The organism is Vibrio lentus (assembly GCF_030409755.1).
GTDB classification, from domain to species: Bacteria; Pseudomonadota; Gammaproteobacteria; order Enterobacterales; family Vibrionaceae; genus Vibrio; species Vibrio lentus.
The window spans coordinates 314,941-335,736 of the sequence record NZ_JAUFQE010000001.1; the positions used below are offsets into that span (position 1 = coordinate 314,941).

The following is a 20,796-nucleotide window of genomic DNA, read 5'->3' on the forward strand; positions in this document are numbered from 1 at the left end:
TTTTAGCTGGAGAGGGCGGAGAATGAAAAAGAAATTAAGGATGTTACTTGTTGAAGACGATGTTTTTACATCTCGGCTGATTAAAACATATTTTGAGGAGAGAGGGTTCATAGTAGAGCAATCATTCGACATTGGTAGTGCTTTGTTTAAGTCAACGCCTGATTCTTTTGATATTGCCATAGTTGACATACATTTACCTTCGGGGTCGAGTTTGCTTGTAATGGATAAGATAAAGTCGTTGATAAGATGTCCTATTGTGGTCAGTACATCAGATTTAAAAGAAGACGTTGAATTAAAAAGTTTGTCGCTTGGCGTAGTCGATGAGTATGTTGTTAAATCGCGTGGGTTGGAAGTACTATTACAACGTACAATGCGTATTCTACAACAGAATGAAAAACAAACTTCAAATGTGGACGTTGTAAGTTCGAATAACAATAGTATAAAGGTCGGGCCGTTTGAGCTACATTATTCTATCAACCAAATAAGCTGGATGGGTAATGTATTAAAGTTATCTAATCAAGAGGTTAAAATCATTAATTACTTGATGTTGAATGCTAATTCATTAGTCAGTAAAGATGAATTTTATCACGTTGTTTATGGATTTGAATATGACGGTGCGAATCGTAGCTTCGATTTACTAATGTCTCGATTGCGTCGTAAGCTTGCCGATAAGAAAATCCCTTTTAATATTGTCACTATTGCGGGGCGTGGTCATGTATTAAGGATCGACGATTTATGAAGAGAGTTTCAATTCGTCGATTGTTTGTTGTTTTGGCGTCGTTGGCAGTGCTTGGAGTTTTAGTTGTTGTTAGTTTGATATATGTAAATAACATCAATGTCAATCGTCACAAGAATGCAGTTTCTGTTACGGAAAATCTGGTTGTTGGCATGTCGGTGAAGTTCAAAGGTTATGAACTTTGGAATCATTTTCTTGACAGTACTAAAGACGTCAAGCCAAAAGTGCTAAGCCAACTGAATGACGAATTAAAGTCTGATGCACATAAAGTTCTAAGTAATTATGCTGATCTCATGAAAAATGATTTAACACCTTTCGACCATGCGAGGTTGCACCGCATGAACGATGAAGTATTGAATCGATGGCATTTGATCGCAACTGCAATTAATGTCTATCCTAACGTGCCAAATTCATTGTTTTTAAGGATTAATCGAAGTTCTGAGTTAATCCAGATTGATGCAAGCGAGATTTATAACCAGAATTTCAAGAGAGTCTTTAATATTCAAGAAAAGCAGCAAAAATTATATAAGCTAATTGTGAGTTCGCTTGTGTTATTCCTTTTTATTAGCTTGTTTATGATCTTTATATTTTACAGGTATATTGTCATCCCTTTTTATAAAGTTCAATTGTATATTTCGAAAAATGATTCTTTTTACATGTCGAAGATAAAAAAAGTAGATACGATTTTTATAGAGCTTTATTCGATATTTAAGTCCCTGTCATCAGTCAGCACTGATTTTTATCTTTTGTATAGATCTATGACAAGGAACTTAGATGTTAAAAGTAAGTTTCTTAATGTTGTTAGTCATGATTTAAGAACACCTTTAGGTGTTATTATTGGGAATTTAGAATTGGTTAAAGAGGATCGTTTAATTAAGGGCGATGACATGCGATTACATGACTCTTACTTAAGCGCCAATGCTCTGAAACGAATTCTTGACTCCAGTATGCTTTTGAGTTCCATTCAACAGTCAACAAGTAGCAAGTTAGTTCCTGTTAAATTACCATTAGTTGTCGATACCCTTTCCTCAATATTGTCTTCTGATTTAGAGCACAAAAATGTAACATTGCAATTTTTTTATAGTAAAGACCTGCCTTTAGAGCTTATGTTAATTAACCATAACTCAACTCAGTTGTTGCTCAACATTATTGATAATGCAATAAAAGCCTGTAGTACTGGTGATATTGTAAAAGTTCGCTTTAAGATATGTTCCGACCAGTTAGTGATTTCTGTGTTTGATTCTGGTGTAGGTTTAGAGAAGAGTGAGTTGCCAATTTTGATGTTGCCATTTAAGCAAGGTAAAACCTCAAGTGGAAGTATTGGATTGGGCTCTTATATTACTACGATGTTGATTAAGTCGATGAAGGGCAGTTATGGTATTTCGAGTCGGCGTGGTACAGGTACATTGTTTGTTATGAGATTTCCGTTTGTTTCGATAAAAACTGCCGAAAAATTCGGTGAACTTTATTCGTTAGAAGCACCTTTGCGAAAGCTGTATTTAAAAGGTAACTATATCGTTAAACGCAAACGTCATGGGCAGGTATTTAATATCCTGCACTCGGTTGAGCTGAAAGATACAGGTGTTAGTAGTGAAAAAGAACAACCGATGACTTCTTCTTTAAGAGCGCTACTTGTTGAAGATTTCCCATTGAACCGAGATTTGTTTTTACGTATAGCGAAGTTAATTAAACTCGATGTGTCAACTACTCCAAATGGACAAAGCGCTTTAAAAATTTTGGGTGAAGATAAGTTTGATGTCATATTTATGGATTTACAGTTGCCTGATGTCAACGGAATTGAAGTGACGCAAAAACTCCGCGAGCGAGGAGATGATACTGTGGTAGTAGCATTGACTGCTTCTATTGATCCCAATATCAAGAAGGCTTGTATTGAGTCTGGGATGAATTACTTTTTAACAAAGCCCTTTGCTATTGATAAATTGTCGGACGTGTTACGTAAAATTGAATATGCGAAAAATAAGTCTCGTGATTTCTAGCCTAATACTGTAATAAATATAATAATCGGATTATCAGATAGTCATCTGTTTTTTACCGCCGTTAAATCGGCTTAGTGCGGAGTACACCTCTTTATATCGTCTTAGGTTTTGAGTCATACAGAAGCACTTTAAGCATAGAATACAGGCCCCTTCACTGGTGAAGTGTTAGTTGGTGTATTCAGCTATGGCCTGCTAGCTAGTATAGGGCAGAACTTGTACTGAATGTCCTTCTTGATGGTTCTAACTCTAGTCAAAGCTCATCCTCCCTCTGAACTGCCAAAAGTTATCGAAAAACCAAAGCATCCAGCTGACGACCGAAGTACATTGTTCACCCCCAAACCTGCTGGTTGGAGAGTAATTGTCTTCAATCGCTGCCGATTACCCTAGATGATGAACCTTATCGCTCCAACTAAACTGATGCTTGAAGGCAGACCCTCAGCATCATTTAAGCCGCAAAGATCTGTTATGCCTCTTTTGGCGTCTGTTCTGAGTGGAGCAAGAAGTAAGACACCCAATCATCAATCGGCAACGGTCTTGCGAAGAAATAGCCTTGAGCATATTTACAACCTATCTGACGCAGGGTCTCTACGTGGTTTTGAGTTTCCAAACCTTCTGCTATAACTGAAAAATCCAGTATTTGCGCGAGTTTGAGTACCGCGCAAGTGATCTCGTAGTCGACCTTCGACGAGTTAATGTCTTCAATAAAGCTTCGGTCTAACTTGACGCAATCAGCAGACAGATTTTTCAACACTGACAATGAAGAATAACCCGTACCAAAATCATCAATCGCGATCTTATACCCCTTCGAATGAAGCACTTCTATAGTCCTTGAGCATGTCTCGAAATCTCGCATCATGTCTCTTTCAGTGATTTCCAGTAGCAACTGATGTGGCTGACAATCGGTTTCGTCGAGTATCACTTGCAGTTGTTCAGCGAGGTCGGTCATGTAGAACATCCTAGCTGAGAAGTTGATGGAGAAAATCACACCTTGAAGGTCTAAGCCCGCACGCTGCCATTCGGTGATCAGGTTGGCGACTTTCTTAAATACCCACTTATCAATGTCGATGATCAAGTCACTTCTCTCGGCGACTTCAAGAAAATCAACCGGTGGTAGTAGCCCTAACTTGGGATGTCTCCATCGAATTAAAGCCTCGGCTCCAATGATATCTTGTGAGTTTAAATCCACCTTGGGTTGGAAGTAGACTTCCAGTTCGTCATTGGCGATTGCTTGATGAAGCCCCATATTGGTTTCGATTAAGTCATTGACCGCATGGGTCATTTCGTCAGCATAAACTCTGTATTGGTCTCTACCATTACGTTTGGCGTGGTACATGGCGGTATCCGCGTTTCGAATTAAGGTTTCACGATCCAAACCGTGAGTCGGGTACTCACACACGCCGATACTTGCTGACACGAAGATAGAGTTGTCATCAATGTAATAGGGTTTTCTCAATGCTTGGTTCAAGCGGTCAGCGATTGGCTCGCCCTCATCCAAACCAACGTTTGAATACATGACCAAGAATTCATCTCCGCCCATTCGAGCAACAAAGCCTTTGTCTCCGACCAGCTTACTCAGAATGTCAGAGACGTTAACCAATAGGTTGTCGCCTGGCGCGTGGCCTAACGAGTCATTGATGGTCTTAAATTCGTCAATATCGAGATAAAACAATAAGAAAGGTGCGTTGTTCTCACTTGAACGCTCGATTTCTTTGTCTAACTGCTTGGTTGCTAATAGTCGATTCGCTAAGTTGGTTAGCGGATCATGATGGGCAAGGAAGTCGAAGTTCTTCTTTTCCTCCGTGAGATCCAAATAGGCTTCAGACAGTCTCGATGCCATGTTGTTATAGGCTTTTTCTAAGTGAGACCATTCGTCATTTCTGCCCAAATTGATTGGGTTTTTGAGGCTACCGGATTCTAAACGGTCGAAGCCATGCCTTAGCGCGTTGAGGGGTTGTCTAATGTGGTGTCTAACCACGTGGTTGACCAACAGCATCGACAATACAATCGCGAAAAAGCTCATGATAATGGCGTTTAACCTTGATAAACCGATCTCTTTTTCAAGTTGGTCGGTTAACTCTAAGGCTTGGGTTTGGACACGTAACTCGGTGTTTTCTACCATCTCTAACAAGTCACTTTGTGCTGCTAAGAGTGACGCCATCACTAACCAACGCTGTTCGAGGTTAGCGCGAATACGTTTCAAAGCGGCGTTGTATCGTTTAACCGTTCGGCTGATTCGCTTCTTCTCGGTGATAACCGCGGGTGTTTCTATATCAACGTTTTCTAAGTGAAGCAAAAAGATATCGAGTTCTTTCTCGACTTCGATAAGCAGTACTTTCTCGGTTTCTGGAGTGATACGACTGTGTATGTCGCCTACCATTTTTCCTGAAGTTAGAAAAGACTCTCTCAACATGTTGATAAGGTCTAATTTATTGTTATAACGGATAAAGTTAGGTTGGTCCAAGTGCCTAAGTTTACTATCAGCTATCGCAAATTCGAGCTGATTCAGTTGATCGGCTAAGGCTGCATCGATTTGATTTGTTTGCTTAAAGATTCTATTCAGTGCCAGTGAGCTACCCAAGAATCGGTGGAAGTTATTAATAAAGGCATCAATTTTTTGTGAGAACCCTTCATTGGTCGACAAATCTCTTAGGCGTTGCAGTTGGAAATCCACGTTAAACGCTTCTTCAGACAAGGTGGTTTCGCTGAACAAGAAGGTTTGTTCAAGCAGTTTCACTCGAGACGTCAAAGTGAACACTCGACGGCTGATCTCGGAGTTCACTATCAACTCTGAAACGTGTGTAGAGGTTTCGGTTTTGAGCGTCGATTCTACGTAATAGAGCGACCGAATCACCATGATGACGGCGAGGCTGACGATCAATAACGATAAAAGGTTCGAAATAATGAGTCGTTGGGTGATGTTTATCTGACGTAATTTCATTGTGGCTTCCAAATTCTCAGATACGCTTCACGGTAACCGTTTTTAGGGTCGTAAATACCTTTGTCTTCTTGGCTTATTAGCTCTTCAACATTATCAGGCGTGACGAGATGAACAGGGGCAGAGTAGCCACTCGGTGGCATGTCGTTAAACGCTCGGTTGAGCTCGTCGACAATTTGCCAGCCTTGTAAATAAAGAGGTTCAGGGACAGTAGCCAATTGGAACTGGCCGCTGTTTATTCGTTTGTATGCGGCTTTACTTCCGTCACCTGCGGAAATGTTTTGTGGAATCAGTCTGTACTCCTCGAGATTAGACTCTAGAGAAGGGATAGCGTAATCAATGTATAGATCGTTAATCGCTAGTATATGCGTGATTTTTTCGTCGTATTTCTTCTCTAACATTTTTAATGTTGCAGGCATTTGTTCGGCGATTTTTTCTAGCGGCAGGTAGTTCAGTTCAAGAACATCGCATGTGTCACAGCGTTTAATCGTGTTGACCATAGCGTTGGCTTTGATCATCGCTATTTCATAATTAGGGTCGGTGAACACCACGGTTTTGGCACGGCCATTTGAGTTGACTATAGCGAGTAGGGCCGCTATTTCGGCTACATCAAGAGGGTCGGTTGTGATATTGGTGTATAAGCCAATATCTGGGTTTCCACCGACGAGTTCAGTGGCGTGCCAACCAATAACAACGATCCCTAGATCTTCAGCTTTTTTCAAGATGGTTTTGTGTCGAACTGCGTCGATACCGCCTAGAACAATGGCATCGGGTTCAAAGCCAATCGCTTTTCTGATCGCCGCACCTTGGCGTACTTCTGAGCCTAAGCCATCGATGAACCTAAGGTGCCAATTAATGTTAGAAATGGCTTCAGATATGCCTTTTCCTACACCATACACGCCACCATTGCGCAAGTCAGACGCGACAAAAATAACGTTTTTTTCATGACGCACCGTAGGACCTTGCATTGGGCCATCCCAAGTTCTCTGGTTGGAAACCGCTCGCATCACTTTTTCTTCAGCATATTGGAAGAAATCGTCTTCATGATTACCCGCAAAACTCTGAGAGTAGCAAGTAGTAGCGAGCAACAAACTCGCAAAATTTAATCTCTTATTCATATGGCTTATAAAACGCTTTAACTTATAATCGCTCTATACTTATAATATTGTTAATAAACATTCAAACATTTGGTAACAGTTATGCCGGGTCAAATTTATAAAAATGTTTTACCAACCCTACTGGCAGCGTGTTTTTGCCTCCCTTTGTACGTCAATGCTGACGGGGTAAGGTCGGAGGCTGATGTAAAGAAACTTGAAAAATTTCAAGAGACTGTGAGTGGCGAGCCGATCTCGCTAACTCCAATGTCGGTAGAAAAACCGGTCAGAATTGCCCTAATTTACCCAAGTGCAGATATTTCTGACTTTTGGACGCGAAATTACACGGCGTTGAAGGAAAGATTGATCGCTTTAGAGCTACCATTCGAAATTAAAGAGTTTACTTCGAGACAAATTGAGCACTCTTTGCAGACTCAATACACCGATCAAGTGCTAAATTCTGAAATGCCCTATGACTTCGTGATCTTTGGTCCTTCAGAACTGGGCATACAAGCTGGAAACATCCAGAAACTGTCTGCATCAACAGAGTTCAAAACCTTTATTTGGGCTTTTCACACACCCAATGAGCAATGGAAACATCAACCAGACAGTTGGTTTGATTTCTCAAGTGCAATGGGTGCGGAAGTCTTGTGTGACCATGTGGTGCAAGAGTTAGGGAATGAGGTCGAGTTTTCTGCCAATAGAGGAATTCCGGGAATCACTGATACGCAGCGTTCACAGGGTTTCATCGATTGTGTAGAAGAGAAAGGTGACTGGTTAACGGTATATGAGCACTTCGGACAGTATCAAAAGATAGGTGGCGCTGATGGAATTCGCTTAGTGTTAGGTAACTTTCCTGAGGTGACCATGGTTCACAATGCCAATACGGCGATGACCATGGGTGCCGTAGACGCTTTAAACAAAGCTGATATGTTATCTGACGTTTATGTAACAGGTTGGGGCGGTACTGCAAAAGAGATAGAAAAGATTCGTTCTGACGAGTTAGATGCGACACCAATGAGAATGAGTGATGACCTTGGCGTGGCAACGGCAGAAGCCATTAAGTTTCATTTGGAAGAGAGAGAAGCGGAAGTTCCGTTGGTTTATTTGGGCCGTATCAACGTTGTGCATAATAAAATGACGGATGAGCAATTGAATCAGCTAACCAGAGAAGCGTTTCGCTACTCGGGTAAGAATTAGGTTTGCGTGACTCTATCGAGCAATACAAAAAGAGCCGAAAATCTGTTTAAACTCGCTTTGTTGAAGCTTAAGCAGATTAGCGGCTCTTTCTATGTTTGGGTTTTGGAAGTTTGACTCACAAACTCCGTGATTTCGATTATTCAGCGATCTCTTCTAGCACTTGTCCAATTGAACCACTTGGTTGAGTGATCCCCAATTTGTTCGAAAGTGTCGGGGCAATGTCGTATGGCGTGACTGGACGTGAAACCTTTTTAGCATCCACATCATAGCCTGCGAAAATAACCGGTACATGTGTATCGTATTTCCAAGGTGAACCATGAGTCGAGGCAATTTGAAGGCCTTCCATGTCGTTAATGTAGCTACGTGGAGCAAATACCACGTACACATCGCCAGAACGAGCAGGGTGGTAGTTGTTCTTAATAAGCTGCATTACATGAGTATCAGGGACTCGGTTTGCCGCGATATCACTGCTTGATACGGCAAACGCAACGCCTTTTATTTTTGCAATCTCATCAGCAATCGCTTCTTGTACCTTAGCCAGGTCAAGTTTCTTCTCCGCGATTAAATCGTGATTCAGATAAATATAAGGCTGTGCATACAAGCGTATTGCGTCTTTGGATAAACCAAACTCATCCTTCAATCGTTTCTCTACGCCACTCGACAGCAACGTATCTTTATTGAAGTACTGAGCTTGATTGAAACCCAGAGCATTTGCCGCAGGTGAAGATTCAGGTACACCGTGATCGGCAGACAATACAATTAACGTGTTCTCAAGGCCAACTTGGTTATCGACGGTTTTAAGAAGCTTAGCGATCGTCTTATCAAGTCGAATTAGGTTGTCTTCGGTCTCTAAGCTTTCAGGCCCGTAGAGGTGAACCACATAGTCGTTGGATGAGAAACTTACTGATAGGTAATCGGTGACTTCGCCTTGGCCTAACTTCTCTTGCATCAACAGCGTGCTTGCAAAGTTCTCTGTAATCTCATCGCCAGCTGGGCTGACGGTTAATGTTGTGCTGTAGTATTTGTAGCTTGATGGGCCGTATGGGTGAGGGAAAGTGCGTTGGAAATCGCCTAATTTAACCTTGTGGTCCGTGTTGTGTTCTTGCAGGGTGTAGTTTTCACGTGGTAATGATAACTCCCACTTTTGCTTAGAGTATTGGGCTGCAATTTCTTTTTCATTCCAACGAGATACCCAAGCTGGATATTCGTCATAGTAATAATTGCTGGTAACAAACTCAGACTGTGCTTTCGAGAACCAGAACGCTTTGCCACTGTGTCCGGCAAGGGAGATCGCGCCTCGATCTTTTACTGAGACACCGAAGACTTTGGATTTTCCGCTATTGGAAATCATCAGTTCATCACCAAAGGTGGTAGCAAGTATAGGCTCTGGAGAGCGACCATCGCCTTGTGCTGTCTTTTGGGTTGGATCGATCTCGGTTGCTTTGTCGACACCCGCGCCTGAAGTCAGCATTTTGTAGTTGCCGTCTTCTACGTTATAGACCAAACGTTCTTCACTGCGGTCATACCAAACATTCCCTACCATGCCATGAACACTCGGTGGAGCACCTGTTGCAAGCGATACGTGACCGACAATGGTTTCTGTGTTGCCGTGCTGGTAGTTCGCATTGGTGTAGTAGGTACCGTCATCCATTAAGTAGCGAAAACCACCTTCACCGAAGTTGTGCTTATATCGCTCGATAAGATCTGCTCGTAGGCCATCTACCGTGATTTGTAAGACTAGGTCTGGCTTCTCTGCGGCTGAGGTTGGAAAGGCGCAGAGTAACGCAAGTGTAAGCCCTGAAAGCTTGGTGTATTGCATAGAGTATCCTTATTCAATGTAATTTCGTTATTCAAAATGTCATGGGTTAACCACTGAACAGAGGTTGTCTGTTGTTCAGCTACCATGGGGTATTTTGTTAGTCTGCATCTTTTACTAGGCGCAGACCCATGTCTGACATAGTGATCGATTGGCTTGCGAAATCACGACGGTAACTTTCAGATTCATCTTCGTCATAAGCAAAGCTGCCACCGCGCACTGATTTGTGTGATAAACCAACGTCACTGTGTTTAGCATTGTTTGGATTGTCTGTTGGACCGAATCTGTAGAAGGTGTCATCGAAAGCATCAATGACAAACTCACCAACGTTTCCTGTCACGTCATATAAGCCTAGTTCATTTGGCTTCTTTAGCCCGACAGGATGCGCGCTATTTTTTGAATTTGCTGAGTACCACGCAACATCATCTAAGTTGTTGGAACCACTGTAAGTATAGCCTTTGCTTTTGTTGCCACCCTTCGCTGCAAATTCCCATTCAGCTTCAGTCGGCAGGCGGTATTCTTCGCCTGTTAGTTCATTCAGCTGTTCAACGAAATAGTTCGCTTGTTGCCAGCTTAGGTTATTGACCGGAACTTGCGGGTTTTGGAAATAACTGAGAGATGAACCCATCACCGATTCGAACAATTCTTGAGTCACCTCAAACTTCGCGATGTAGAAACTATCTACAGTTATATCTCGTGCAGGTCGCTCGGCTTTGCTTGCTTCAGGGAGGTTTGAACCCATGGTGAATGTACCGCCTTCAACCAACACCATCTCTTGGTCGATTTGTTGGGCAATAGGGTGTGTAGGCACGCTTGCACAGCCGCTCAGGAAAATAGTCATGGTGACGCTGCTAACTGCTGCTAAATGTTTGTAATTGAAAAATTTCATCACGTGCCTCAAATGTTCGAAATAGGCTGTGATTCTAACGTTTAAGGTCATTCCTATTGGTTATAAAGGGTATAACATGCCACTGACTTTATTAGGAATTATGATGGGAACAAGATAATAAGATAGGTAGGTAAATCATGCACATTACTCAAGGTCCACAATATAACGGTAAAGCGTCTAAGCGCTTGCATGTTATGGCTAAACCGATTGGCGCAGCGTGTAACATTGACTGTAAATATTGTTATTACCTAAGTAAGCAAGATTTGTTGGAGTACAAGAAAGGCAGTTCTCCAAGAATGGATGATGAGACGTTAGAGACTTACATCCGACAATACATCGAAGGTCAAAATACCCCTGAAATCATCTTCTCATGGCAGGGCGGTGAACCGACCATGCTGGGGTTAGCGTATTTCGAACGTGTGGTTGAGCTACAGAAAAAGTATCAACCTGAGGGTGTATTGATTTCAAACGACCTACAAACCAACGGCACACTGCTCAATGACGATTGGGGTCGCTTCTTAGCAAAGAATAACTTCCTGATTGGTTTGAGTATTGATGGCCCTGAAATGCTGCACAATGCGTATCGTGTCAACAGAGCCGGGCGTGGCACCTTCAAACAAGTAATGGCGGCTGTTGAGTTGCTGCACAAACACCAAGTGAAATTTGCCACCCTGACATGCGTGAATAACCTCACTAGCCAAAATGCATTGGAAGTGTATCGCTTCTTGCGTGATGTGGTGAAGTCTCCACAAATGCAGTTTATTCCTATCGTTGAGCAGAAAACCTTTAGAACCGTTGCGCCACAAACGTCTCAAGTGAGTGAGCAACTTAAGCAAGGTGACAAGCGTTTGATCCCTGGCCATAAAGATTCGATCATGGAATCTTGGTGTGTGTCTGATTTGGCTTGGGGTAACTTCCTGATTGCTGTGTTTGACGAGTGGGCAAAGAATGACATCGGTAAAGTGTTCGTTCAGTATTTTGAAGCGAGTTTAGAAACGTGGATTGGTCGTCCGAACCCGCTTTGTACCCTGAATGAAATCTGCGGTAAAGGCTTAGCGATGGAGCCAAACGGCGACGTATTTTCTTGTGACCACTACGTTTACCCTGAATATAAAATAGGCAACATCCACCACGAGAAGCTTGATGACCTTGCATACAGCGCACCACAACAGAAATTTGGTTTCGCTAAATCACGCACGCTGACCAGTCAATGTCAGCAGTGTGACTACAAGTTTGCGTGTCATGGCGAGTGTCCTAAGAACCGCTTTATCAAAACTCGTTCTGGTGAGCCGGGTCTGAACTATTTGTGTGCAGGTTGGCACAAATTCTTTTCCCACGTTGATAAGTCGATGGCTTATGTTGCACGTGCAATGGGGCACCCTGTGGCTCATGGCAAATTCAGTGACTCAGTATTGATGGCGCATCGTGCAAAACGGACGCAACAAGCTACGTTCGAGACCAAGTTTTAACTCAGTGTCTAGGTTTATAGAGCCTAACGAATTTTAATTAAATACGTGTCTAAGGACAGGCTAAGTTTCTCTAGTTTAAGGTAATACTATGATGAAGAAGAGTTTAGCGACTGCGGTTGCTTTATTGGTTTCAACGTCCGCATTGATTTCAACGTCGGCGATGGCAGCCAATAGCGTTCAACAAACCGTTGATGCACCAGTGCAAAATATCAATCAAGTGCTTGAAATGACGGACACTCAATCCCGTATTCAACAATTGTCTTACATGGCACAAGATCAGAATCAATTGATCGAAAACCGTACTGGTGCATTGCAAGAACTTGCGAAATACCCAAGCCAGAATGCGCTGGTGGCGGTTGCTAGGGGCTTAAAAGATCAAAACCCTGAAGTTCGTGAAGCGGCAGTGATCGGTTCTGAACCTTACCAACTTGAGCATCGCTGGGCATTGGTGTCGCCACTGTTAAAAGACACGGATACCATGGTTCGTCACACGGCAACGTCAAATCTGATTCGTGACTTTAATGTTCTAGATGATCAACAAAAAGCACAAATTGAACCGCCAGTACAAGAGTTGATTAGTTTCTTGGAAACGCAAGAATCTGAAAAATTTCAACTGTTGTTTGCTGATGTGCTTCGCTGGCACAACGAGTGGGATAAGGCGGAAACGGTTTATCTAGAGCTCATCAAAACTCATCCCAAAGAGCCACAAGTTTGGCTGAGCTATGCTGATAACTTCCGATCACAGAGCAAAGACCAACAAGCGGTTGAAGTGCTAGATCGCGGTTTGAAGAACGTACCAGACAATGCAGCGATGCATTATTCTAAATCTTTGACACTGGTTCGTCTTGAAGACAAGAGTGCTGCGGCAAATGAGATTGAAGTAGCAGCAGAACTTGCGAAAGATAACAGCTACTACTGGTACTTAAATGGAGTATTGCAAGAAGAGTTGAATATCGATAAGTCGACTAAATCTTTCGAGAAAGCGTATTTGATCTCTGGTTCACCAGAGCAGCTATACGCAGTATGTGACATCTACGTACGTTACGGTAATGAAAAAACGGATGAATGCTTGGCAGAGCTTTCAAAAGTGGCACCGGGTTACGTAATTGATCAGCTGAAAGAGAAGCGAGTAGCGCCAAGCTCATAATCCTTGTATGAGTAATTAGAGAAGCCGCTAATGAAAAGCCAGTCGAAATGTTCGACTGGCTTTTTTACATTTAGTGTCAACTCATATCAAGACGGGTCATATAGTTCTGTTTGGAGTGTGTTTTAGAATAAGAAGCAAGTTGGAGGCGTCTAAAGTGGGTGAGCTTATTCACTCACCCATTTAGTTAAATCATTCGCCCATTGAGGTAGATGCGCGACGTCTGTCTGTTGCGCCATGGATCTTGCCATCTTTGATTTCAATGGCGTTCAAACCGCTGACTACTGGAATGACATGTACAGGGTAACCGAGCTGCATAAATTCAGGGACAAGCATTTCAGCGTAAGTCTTCTTCTCGACCAACAAACCTGTTGGGTCATAAGGTTTGGTTCGATCAATTTTAGTGCCGTACTGAATGTTCGGCAGGTCAATTGCTTCTTGTGCGGAGAGATCCCAATCGAGAACGCCAACCACGGTTTTCAACACGTAACCTGGGATTTGCGAACTACCCGGAGACCCGACCACTAAGCGCAGGTCGTCTTTTTTGTCGATCACCATTAACGGCGTAATCGCTGAGCGAGGACGTTTGCCTGCTTCGATAGCGTTTTGTGTCGGTTTACCGTTTATGGTGGGCTTGGTGGAGAAGTTGGCCATTTGGGCATTAAGAATCACACCATCGACCATTACACCTGAACCCATGCCTGTGCCGACAGTACTTGTCATTGCAATCGCGTTTCCGTCTTTGTCGATAATGGAAATGTGTCCGGTATCTTGACTCTCAAAGCCTTGATACTGTGCGTATTCGGTATCGGTGACTTTCCCCGCTTTAGGGTTGTTTTGAGCAATGCCACTTTCAGGGATCAGTTTGCGTCGTTCATCGATGTAGGATTTGTCGAGCAGGGCATTCACAGGGGCTTCAACGTAATCAGGATCGCCCGCATAAGCGATTCGATCGGCTTTGGCGATTCGCATTGCTTCCGTCATTAAGCGCCAAGGTTCCACATTGGTTTTGGACATGTCTGCCAAGTCGTAGGCCTCTAGCATTTCAAGACTTTGAGCAACCATCACGCCACCAGAGGCAGGGTAGCCAAACGAGACAATTTTATTGCCTCGATAGTCGCTTTCGATAACCTCACGTTGTTTGACTTGGTACTGTTTAAAATCTTCGATAGAGAGCTTAGCGTGGTCTGAGTCGATACGGCTGTTGACCGTTTCTACGATGTGCTTACCAAACTCGCCACCATAAAGGTACTTATCGCCTTGTTGAGCAATATTGGTCAGTGTGTTGGCAAGCTCTGAATTGGTCATCAAAGTGCCTGTTGGTTTAATCTCGCCGTTATTCCAATAGAGTGCTTTGATTTCTGGATCTTCAATCAATCGTTCTTGCTCACGAACCACGATGTCGTAGGTGTAGCTGTTCATTGCATAACCTTTACTGGCAAGCTCAATGGCAGGCTGAACAAGCTCTGACCATGGCAGTTTTCCGTATTCTTGATGAGTGCTATAGAGCAAACGGAGCGTGCCGGGAACTGCGACAGATCTTGGCCCTAAAATCTCATTTCGACTGAGTGCCTTACCACCTTCCATGAACATATCTGGAGTCGCACTTGAGGGCGCTTCGTCGCGTCCATCGAGTGCGAGGAATTGGTCTTTGTCTTTTTGATAAAACAGCGCAAAAGTACCACCGCCGATCCCTGTCATATCCGGTTCTACCACCGACATGGTCATCTGCATCGCAACTATGGCATCGACTGCGTTACCGCCTTTTTTGAGTATCGAATACCCTGTGCTGCTTACGTATGGGTTAGTTGCACTTACCATAAACTCTTCGCCACTTTCATCGGGCGTAATTGGAAAAGGATTTGGCTCAGCCGCGAAACCGACCGCTGAAACCAAACTTAAAGATAAAGTAGCTATTCGCATGCGTTCTCCGTTTAAGGTATCTGTTTATTTACTCTAAGATTGACCGAGCAAGGTTGATGAAGTTCGTGAGTTTGCAGCCTTTTTACACAATGCTGACGGCTCTGACATTGGATTAAAACCATCCCTATATTCGCCGTCGAAACGATAGTTATGATTTATGTTTCGGCAAGTTTGACTGAACAGTTACAGCGATAAAAAAGCCCAAGGTTGAGTGATTAGCTTGGGCTTTTTATGGTTATTGTTTAATTCTAGGTTAGAAAACAAAACTCAGCATGATGGTGTAAAGCACGGCATCTTTGTCATCAAAGCCAGTCAGGGTGTTAAAATCTTCGACAAACGCCCCGTTTGCTTTACGAGCTTCAAAATATTGCACTTCACCATTGATAGAGACGTTTGGTAACACATCGTAATCCACACCAATTAGGTAGCTGTTTCCTGTTAGGTGTTCGTGTGAATCAAACTCGGCGCCATAAACGACGTAAGGAGTGAACGAATTGAGTCTGTAACCCAAACTTGCGTACATCGAAGAGGAGAAGTCACTGGTTTGTCCTTCACTGGCCAGTATTGCTTGACCAAATTCGTACTCGGCACCTAACGACCAAAGTTGGATGTGTTGGTTGTCTTGTTTTGGAAGAGATCCAACGTTTTTAATCTTAACCGTTTGATCGAAATTTGAATCTAAGAAGGATAAGTTCCAACGATAATCCTCTCCACTTAATTGCAAGTTGGCACCAAACATTCGATTGGTTTCAAATTCAAGCTCAGTTGTCGAATTGAAGTCGACTTCATTGTTATCTTTAATTCCGAAAAACGGAGAGAGTAGTAGGGTAGCTTCATCGCTTACATCATGAGTCCAGCTCACTTTGATACCATTGAAGGCAGTAATACCTAATACGGAATTGTATACCTCTGTTGGTGGTCTTGCTGTCATATAGGCTTGGCCGACATAGTAGTATTCAGAGGCAAGGAACAGTGGCAGCCTTAAGCGTCCAATACTTACATCGAAGTCATTAAACTCGTAACCGACGTAAGCCCACTCTAATTGAGGATCACTCCAATCATACTGAGGTGGTTTGACAACTTGCACAGAAGCTTTGAATGAGTTGTAGAAGTAGTCTAACTGAACTCCAAATGTGGTATCGCAGTCGTAACAATTTTCATCAGTAAAACCGCGGTTGATGATGAGTGGATTGTCGTTATCTGAGGTTGCCCAAGAAGTAGAACCGAATCCGCTTAACGAAAAATTATCGGTAAGTTCAATAATCGCAAAAGCCGGAGAGGCAATCGAAGCACATAGCACTGACGTAATTATTTTTTTCATATTATTTCTCCGAACTTATAACGTAGAGAACGTTGGCATTTTGAGGAACCGAAGAGAGTGGGGAGTAACCAATACGGTTTGGTTTGTCGTCTAGCCAGTCGACTAAACTGTCTGTCGAAGCCGTTTTGATTTCTCTTGGATAACGAGCTTTTCCTGAAAAAGATAAGCCAGCCCAGTGTGCATTCATTTGGGCTGCATTTTTCCCCAGTAAAAGTTGATAAAATTTTTCTCTCTCGGTGCTGTTTTCAGGCCAGTCAGACAGTTCTACACGTTTGCCGTTGAGGCGTTTCGTTTTTCCTCTGTATAGCTTTCTCGCTTTGTTTATTGATATCTCTTCAAACCCTGAGTCTAGAGAGAATATTGCATAATCTTCTGCGGCATGAGCCGGATTGAGAAGAAGCAAGCTTCCTAACAACCCTATAGCCGCGGATAGCAGCGCTCTGCTCGAGAGCGTTTTAATTGTTTTAATCCAATCCATTGGTTTCTCCTAACAAGTCGCACTTTCTATTTGGTGGAATAGCTTTTCTTTTCTTACGGGCTTCGCTACGTACCCATCCATTCCGGAATCAAAGCACTTTTGAATATCATCATCGATAACACTGGCGGTTAACGCGATAATAGGAGTTTTGCTTAAGCCTAGGTTTTTCTCATGTTCACGAATCTCCTTAGTTGCGGTGAAGCCGTCCATCACCGGCATCATGCAATCCATTAAAATAATGTCGAAGCTACTGTCGTTCTGATACATATCAACGGCTATTTGTCCGTTGTCTGCAATTTCAAAGGCATAGCCAGCTTTTGTTAGCATGACTGAAGCAACCTTCTGGTTCACGCGATTGTCTTCTACCAACAGGATTTTCTCTGATTTGCTCGGTATCACGTTCAATTCGGCTTGCTCAGGTAGCGTTTTCTTGGCTGTTTTTGCGTTATGAATAGGGGTGACCGTTGAGGTGGTGGATACTGAAGGTGTTTTATGGGCGGCAGGCAATGGCATTGCTTCTACCGCTGCGAGAACTTTTTCTTTCAACATCTCGAATTTGAATGGTTTTGGCACGTAGTCGTCCATGCCTACATTGAAACACTTTTGGATATCGTCATCAATAACACTCGCTGTGAGGGCGATGATAGGGATACGGCGCGTCGCATTGGTCTCTTTTTCAACGCGACGAATATTACCTGTCGCTTCAAAGCCGTCCATCACGGGCATCATACAATCCATCAGTATTACGGCGTAGTTAGGGTTTGCCGTAAACATGTCGACGGCTTCTTGGCCGTTATTCGCAAACTCGAACTCGAAGCCACTTTTTCCTACGTGAAGTCCGGCAATCTTCTGGTTGATTTTGTTGTCTTCGACGATAAGGATTTTTTGTTGAATCGTCAGGGCTTGTTGGTTGGCTTCTGATAGTTCAGCTAAGCCTTGTGTGTCACAAAGTTCAATGGCTTTTATTAAGCGCAAGCCGAGTAGGGGTTGTGATACCTGAGCCGTAATACAGTTGCCAATATCTGCCGGGTCACTTAGGAATGAACGAATCAAACAAATAGTCGCGCCACTTTGATGGAGTTTATTTAGGCTGTCTGAATAGTCACTCGCTTGGAGTGAATCGTCTTCAGCAAAAATGACCGTGATTGGTTTATTGTGCTGTTTTACAGAGATTTGCTCATTGATGGTGTCTGCGCTATTGGTTTGCTGAGTGACCTTTAAACCATAAAGGTTAAGGTCTCTTTCTATGCGCTCAGAAAGCATGTTTTCATTGCCCAGAATGTAGATGTTTGCTGATGCTGTGCTTTGTTTAGGAAGCATCAGATCAACGGGCAGTGCTAAATCGAAGTAGAAACAACTGCCTTCACCTTTGACTGAGTCGAGTTGGATCTGACCACCCATAAGCTCAACAAGCTGAGTACTGATCGCAAGACCAAGACCAGTACCACCGAATTGTCTGGTCGTTGAATCGTCTTCTTGAGCGAACGGTTCGAATATCTGTTTCTGTTGCTGTTTATCGATACCAATACCTGTGTCGCGCACTGCGAATCGAATGGTGACATTGTCGTTAGACTGCTCGAGTGTCTTGATTGATAGTGTTACACCACCTTCGGCTGTGAACTTCACTGCGTTCGACATAAAGTTCATCAAAATCTGTCTTAGTCGGTGGTCATCGATCATCACGCGTGCAGGTGTGTCGGGGCTGATATCGACGTTGACTGATATTTTCTGCTCCTTGGCTTTAGGCGCAACAATCGAAGCGATGTCGTAAATGGATTCTCTAATCGATGCCGAGTGCGGGCTGATTAATAGCATGCCAGATTCAATCTTAGAGAAGTCTAAGATGTCGTTGATCAGGCTTAGTAGTAATTGAGATGAGGTCTCGATTGTATCTACATAATCACGTTGTGTTGGTGTAAGTGGAGTATCCGATAGGATCTCTGAGATACCGATAACCCCGTTTAACGGAGTGCGAATTTCATGTGACATGTTAGCCAAGAAGCTACTTTTCGCTTTACTCGCTTGTATTGCGTGATCTTTGGCTCTCTCTGCGTCTTCTACGGCTAAGGTTAGCTTCTCTTTTGCGTGTTCTCGCTCGATGGTCAATCGTTCAACTTGCTGAGCAAATAGGCTGAGTTCATCTTTGCCTTGAATCAGTTTATCCAAAGAAGGTCGAGTTTCATCATTTTCGCTTTTCAAGAAAGCTAACACCAAATTCAGGTTGTTGGTGACTTGTCGTGCCAAGCTTAGGGTTAATCCCATCACAATGGTCGCGAGCAAAGCAACGATCGAGATAAACAGTGTTCGCTGGATTTGCGCTTCATAGATGGCTTGCTCAACTTCCTGCTGGAACTCTTGCTTGATAACATTACCGAGGCTTTGCAATAAGCTGAGGCGAGCGCTCATTGCCTCTAATCCGACAGAAATCTCTTGTGGCGTCAGTTGGCTGATTGCGTTTAGGTCGAGTAGTGCGCTGCGGATCTCTTGGCTTTGAGCAAACACGTCGTTTCTAAACACTTCAACCATCAATGACACTTGATGTTCGTTGGCATTCAATGACACAAAGCGTTCTAGGAACAGTTGTTGTCTTTCACTCAGAGTTTCGATCTGTTCAGCGAGTTCTGGGTCGTATTCTTGGCTACTTTGGAATATCTCAATCAATGAGGTACCCAGTTTAAATTCTTCATTTGACCAAAACATCAGCCATTCAAGCTGTTGTAACGCGGTGAGGTGTTGTTGAATTTCACGCTTGGTGTTTTCGAAAGGGACTTTTTCTATCTCAAGGAGCAACTGTTTGTACAAATCACTCTGCCATTCAAGTGCATCCAATTTATCGTAACTATCCGTCGCTTCCATCGTTGATAGGGTTGCTTCGCTGAAGTCTGCAACCAGTTGGTTCATTTCATCAGAAGTGTTTAAAAATATAGCTGGAGAAAGTGTTTTTAGTTCTGCCTTTACTTGGCTGCTTTGCGTCGCGAATTCTTGAGGGCTAGAAGCCAGAGTGCTCCGATATAAGACCGAAATATCTTGAAGATACACAGATAACTGATTGGTTCGTTCAAAATCGGTTAACTGAGTCGTTAAAATATACGCTTGTCTGCCTGCTAGAAAGAGCAGTAGTGAAATGGGAAGTAGAACTAAGCCAAAGAGTTTATGTTTGACTGAAAGGTTATTCCAGACCGTAATCGCCATATAAGGATCCATCCAACTGTTTTTATATAAAAACAGTAGAATAAAAATGCGGATATGGAAACCTTGAAACGGTAAATTTAATGGAAGTGTGGGAGGGGTATAAGTTATTGTGATTCCAGAGCTTATTTTGAAATATCTTCTCTTACTAGCAACTTATAGCGATTGTCAGTCGGTTTAATTTTTTATGCTTATTGATGAATAGCTTATAAAGCGAGTTAATGAGGGCGCTTTTTATCGAGACTTAGTTCAAACAGAAGTTGCTCTAACACCGTTTTTGCAGAGGGTTCTAATGTCCAAACCCCTAGCATTCTGTTTAGCGCGGCACGATACACTCTGTTTTTGAGTAGGAAAGCGAGCGTACTCGTATCGTTGTTCAAAACATGTGTTTGTATGACGGTTAGCTCAGCTTTGTTCTCGATATCGACTTTCTGAAGGTTGAAAGCGGGTAGAAAGGCACACTCATACCAAACCTCAACGATCTCTCGAAGTTCGATCTCCTCTTCAGGCACATCGCAGCCCTGAAGTTGATGGTTTTCAGGAATTGCGGATAAGTAAGCGACATCAAGCTTGTCTGCAACGAATGTGTACATTTGCTTCCTTGC

At 43.1% G+C, this 20,796-nt stretch carries 14 protein-coding genes; 5 read left to right on the forward strand and 9 right to left on the reverse strand.

The features are described from left to right. The first annotated feature begins 22 nt into the window (after positions 1 to 22). Together QWZ07_RS01385 and QWZ07_RS01390 are read left to right on the forward strand one after the other, a co-directional pair. Positions 23 to 739, forward strand: coding sequence for a response regulator transcription factor (locus QWZ07_RS01385; RefSeq protein WP_192852564.1), 717 nt, complete (start codon positions 23 to 25; stop codon positions 737 to 739). Next, positions 736 to 2,733, forward strand: coding sequence for a response regulator (locus QWZ07_RS01390; RefSeq protein ID WP_192852565.1), 1,998 nt, complete (start codon positions 736 to 738; stop codon positions 2,731 to 2,733). The genes QWZ07_RS01385 and QWZ07_RS01390 overlap by 4 nt, the downstream gene beginning before the upstream one ends. Before the next feature lie 463 nt (positions 2,734 to 3,196). Here the strand turns inward: QWZ07_RS01390 and QWZ07_RS01395 are convergent, their stop codons facing one another. Next, entirely contained in the window at positions 3,197 to 5,671 is a 2,475-nt protein-coding gene (locus tag QWZ07_RS01395) for an EAL domain-containing protein (RefSeq protein WP_192852566.1), read from the reverse strand. Then, complete coding sequence (locus tag QWZ07_RS01400) at positions 5,668 to 6,786, reverse strand: substrate-binding domain-containing protein (RefSeq protein ID WP_192852567.1); 1,119 nt, start codon at positions 6,784 to 6,786, stop codon at positions 5,668 to 5,670. Before QWZ07_RS01400 ends, QWZ07_RS01395 begins: the two co-directional genes overlap by 4 nt. 81 nt (positions 6,787 to 6,867) lie before the next feature. Here QWZ07_RS01400 and QWZ07_RS01405 point away from each other — a divergent pair, with 81 nt between their 5' ends. Beyond that, positions 6,868 to 7,962 carry a substrate-binding domain-containing protein gene (locus QWZ07_RS01405; RefSeq protein WP_192852568.1) on the forward strand — a complete coding sequence of 365 codons (1,095 nt, stop codon included), beginning with the start codon at positions 6,868 to 6,870 and terminating at the stop codon, positions 7,960 to 7,962. A 136-nt stretch (positions 7,963 to 8,098) separates the two neighbouring features. Here QWZ07_RS01405 and QWZ07_RS01410 read toward each other — a convergent pair whose 3' ends face one another. Together QWZ07_RS01410 and QWZ07_RS01415 are read right to left on the reverse strand one after the other, a co-directional pair. Continuing rightward, positions 8,099 to 9,781, reverse strand: a complete 1,683-nt coding sequence (locus tag QWZ07_RS01410) for an alkaline phosphatase family protein (RefSeq protein WP_192852569.1) — start codon at positions 9,779 to 9,781, stop codon at positions 8,099 to 8,101. 97 nt (positions 9,782 to 9,878) lie between these two features. Further along, a complete protein-coding gene (locus QWZ07_RS01415) occupies positions 9,879 to 10,667 on the reverse strand; it encodes a formylglycine-generating enzyme family protein (RefSeq protein ID WP_192852570.1) in 789 nt (262 codons plus the stop codon). A 137-nt stretch (positions 10,668 to 10,804) separates the two neighbouring features. On the opposite strand from QWZ07_RS01415, the gene QWZ07_RS01420 reads away from it, so the two are divergent. Together QWZ07_RS01420 and QWZ07_RS01425 are read left to right on the forward strand one after the other, a co-directional pair. Further along, positions 10,805 to 12,136 (forward strand): anaerobic sulfatase maturase, encoded by a 1,332-nt coding sequence (locus tag QWZ07_RS01420; RefSeq protein ID WP_102559497.1) that lies wholly within the window; start codon positions 10,805 to 10,807, stop codon positions 12,134 to 12,136. A gap of 88 nt (positions 12,137 to 12,224) precedes the next feature. Then, positions 12,225 to 13,283 (forward strand): tetratricopeptide repeat protein, encoded by a 1,059-nt coding sequence (locus tag QWZ07_RS01425; protein ID WP_192852571.1) that lies wholly within the window; start codon positions 12,225 to 12,227, stop codon positions 13,281 to 13,283. A gap of 189 nt (positions 13,284 to 13,472) precedes the next feature. Here the strand turns inward: QWZ07_RS01425 and ggt are convergent, their stop codons facing one another. The 5 genes from ggt to QWZ07_RS01450 all read right to left on the reverse strand — a co-directional run bounded on the left by ggt (position 13,473) and on the right by QWZ07_RS01450 (position 20,784). Then, positions 13,473 to 15,203 (reverse strand): gamma-glutamyltransferase, encoded by a 1,731-nt coding sequence (ggt, locus tag QWZ07_RS01430; RefSeq protein WP_192852572.1) that lies wholly within the window; start codon positions 15,201 to 15,203, stop codon positions 13,473 to 13,475. A gap of 253 nt (positions 15,204 to 15,456) precedes the next feature. Beyond that, positions 15,457 to 16,524: a porin gene (locus QWZ07_RS01435; protein ID WP_192852573.1), complete on the reverse strand. Its 1,068-nt coding sequence runs from the start codon at positions 16,522 to 16,524 to the stop codon at positions 15,457 to 15,459. 1 nt (position 16,525) lies between these two features. Continuing rightward, the gene (locus QWZ07_RS01440; RefSeq protein ID WP_192852574.1) at positions 16,526 to 17,002 is read right to left on the reverse strand and encodes a hypothetical protein; all 477 of its coding nucleotides are present in this window, start codon (positions 17,000 to 17,002) and stop codon (positions 16,526 to 16,528) included. 9 nt (positions 17,003 to 17,011) lie between these two features. Beyond that, positions 17,012 to 20,194, reverse strand: coding sequence for a response regulator (locus tag QWZ07_RS01445; protein WP_192852575.1), 3,183 nt, complete (start codon positions 20,192 to 20,194; stop codon positions 17,012 to 17,014). 215 nt (positions 20,195 to 20,409) lie between these two features. Next, a complete protein-coding gene (locus QWZ07_RS01450) occupies positions 20,410 to 20,784 on the reverse strand; it encodes a hypothetical protein (protein ID WP_102313969.1) in 375 nt (124 codons plus the stop codon). Positions 20,785 to 20,796: the final 12 nt, after the last annotated feature.

Excerpts from the sequence above, each read along its gene's own strand:
- QWZ07_RS01400 (WP_192852567.1), bottom strand. The coding sequence starts at position 6,786 with ATGAATAAGAGATTAAATTTTGCGAGTTTGTTGCTCGCTACTACTTGC.
- QWZ07_RS01385 (WP_192852564.1), top strand. The coding sequence starts at position 23 with ATGAAAAAGAAATTAAGGATGTTACTTGTTGAAGACGATGTTTTTACA.
- QWZ07_RS01435 (WP_192852573.1), bottom strand. The coding sequence starts at position 16,524 with ATGAAAAAAATAATTACGTCAGTGCTATGTGCTTCGATTGCCTCTCCG.
- QWZ07_RS01390 (WP_192852565.1), top strand. The coding sequence starts at position 736 with ATGAAGAGAGTTTCAATTCGTCGATTGTTTGTTGTTTTGGCGTCGTTG.
- ggt (WP_192852572.1), bottom strand. The coding sequence starts at position 15,203 with ATGCGAATAGCTACTTTATCTTTAAGTTTGGTTTCAGCGGTCGGTTTC.
- QWZ07_RS01440 (WP_192852574.1), bottom strand. The coding sequence starts at position 17,002 with ATGGATTGGATTAAAACAATTAAAACGCTCTCGAGCAGAGCGCTGCTA.
- QWZ07_RS01395 (WP_192852566.1), bottom strand. The coding sequence starts at position 5,671 with ATGAAATTACGTCAGATAAACATCACCCAACGACTCATTATTTCGAAC.
- QWZ07_RS01420 (WP_102559497.1), top strand. The coding sequence starts at position 10,805 with ATGCACATTACTCAAGGTCCACAATATAACGGTAAAGCGTCTAAGCGC.
- QWZ07_RS01415 (WP_192852570.1), bottom strand. The coding sequence starts at position 10,667 with ATGAAATTTTTCAATTACAAACATTTAGCAGCAGTTAGCAGCGTCACC.
- QWZ07_RS01445 (WP_192852575.1), bottom strand. The coding sequence starts at position 20,194 with ATGGCGATTACGGTCTGGAATAACCTTTCAGTCAAACATAAACTCTTT.
- QWZ07_RS01405 (WP_192852568.1), top strand. The coding sequence starts at position 6,868 with ATGCCGGGTCAAATTTATAAAAATGTTTTACCAACCCTACTGGCAGCG.
- QWZ07_RS01410 (WP_192852569.1), bottom strand. The coding sequence starts at position 9,781 with ATGCAATACACCAAGCTTTCAGGGCTTACACTTGCGTTACTCTGCGCC.
- QWZ07_RS01450 (WP_102313969.1), bottom strand. The coding sequence starts at position 20,784 with ATGTACACATTCGTTGCAGACAAGCTTGATGTCGCTTACTTATCCGCA.
- QWZ07_RS01425 (WP_192852571.1), top strand. The coding sequence starts at position 12,225 with ATGATGAAGAAGAGTTTAGCGACTGCGGTTGCTTTATTGGTTTCAACG.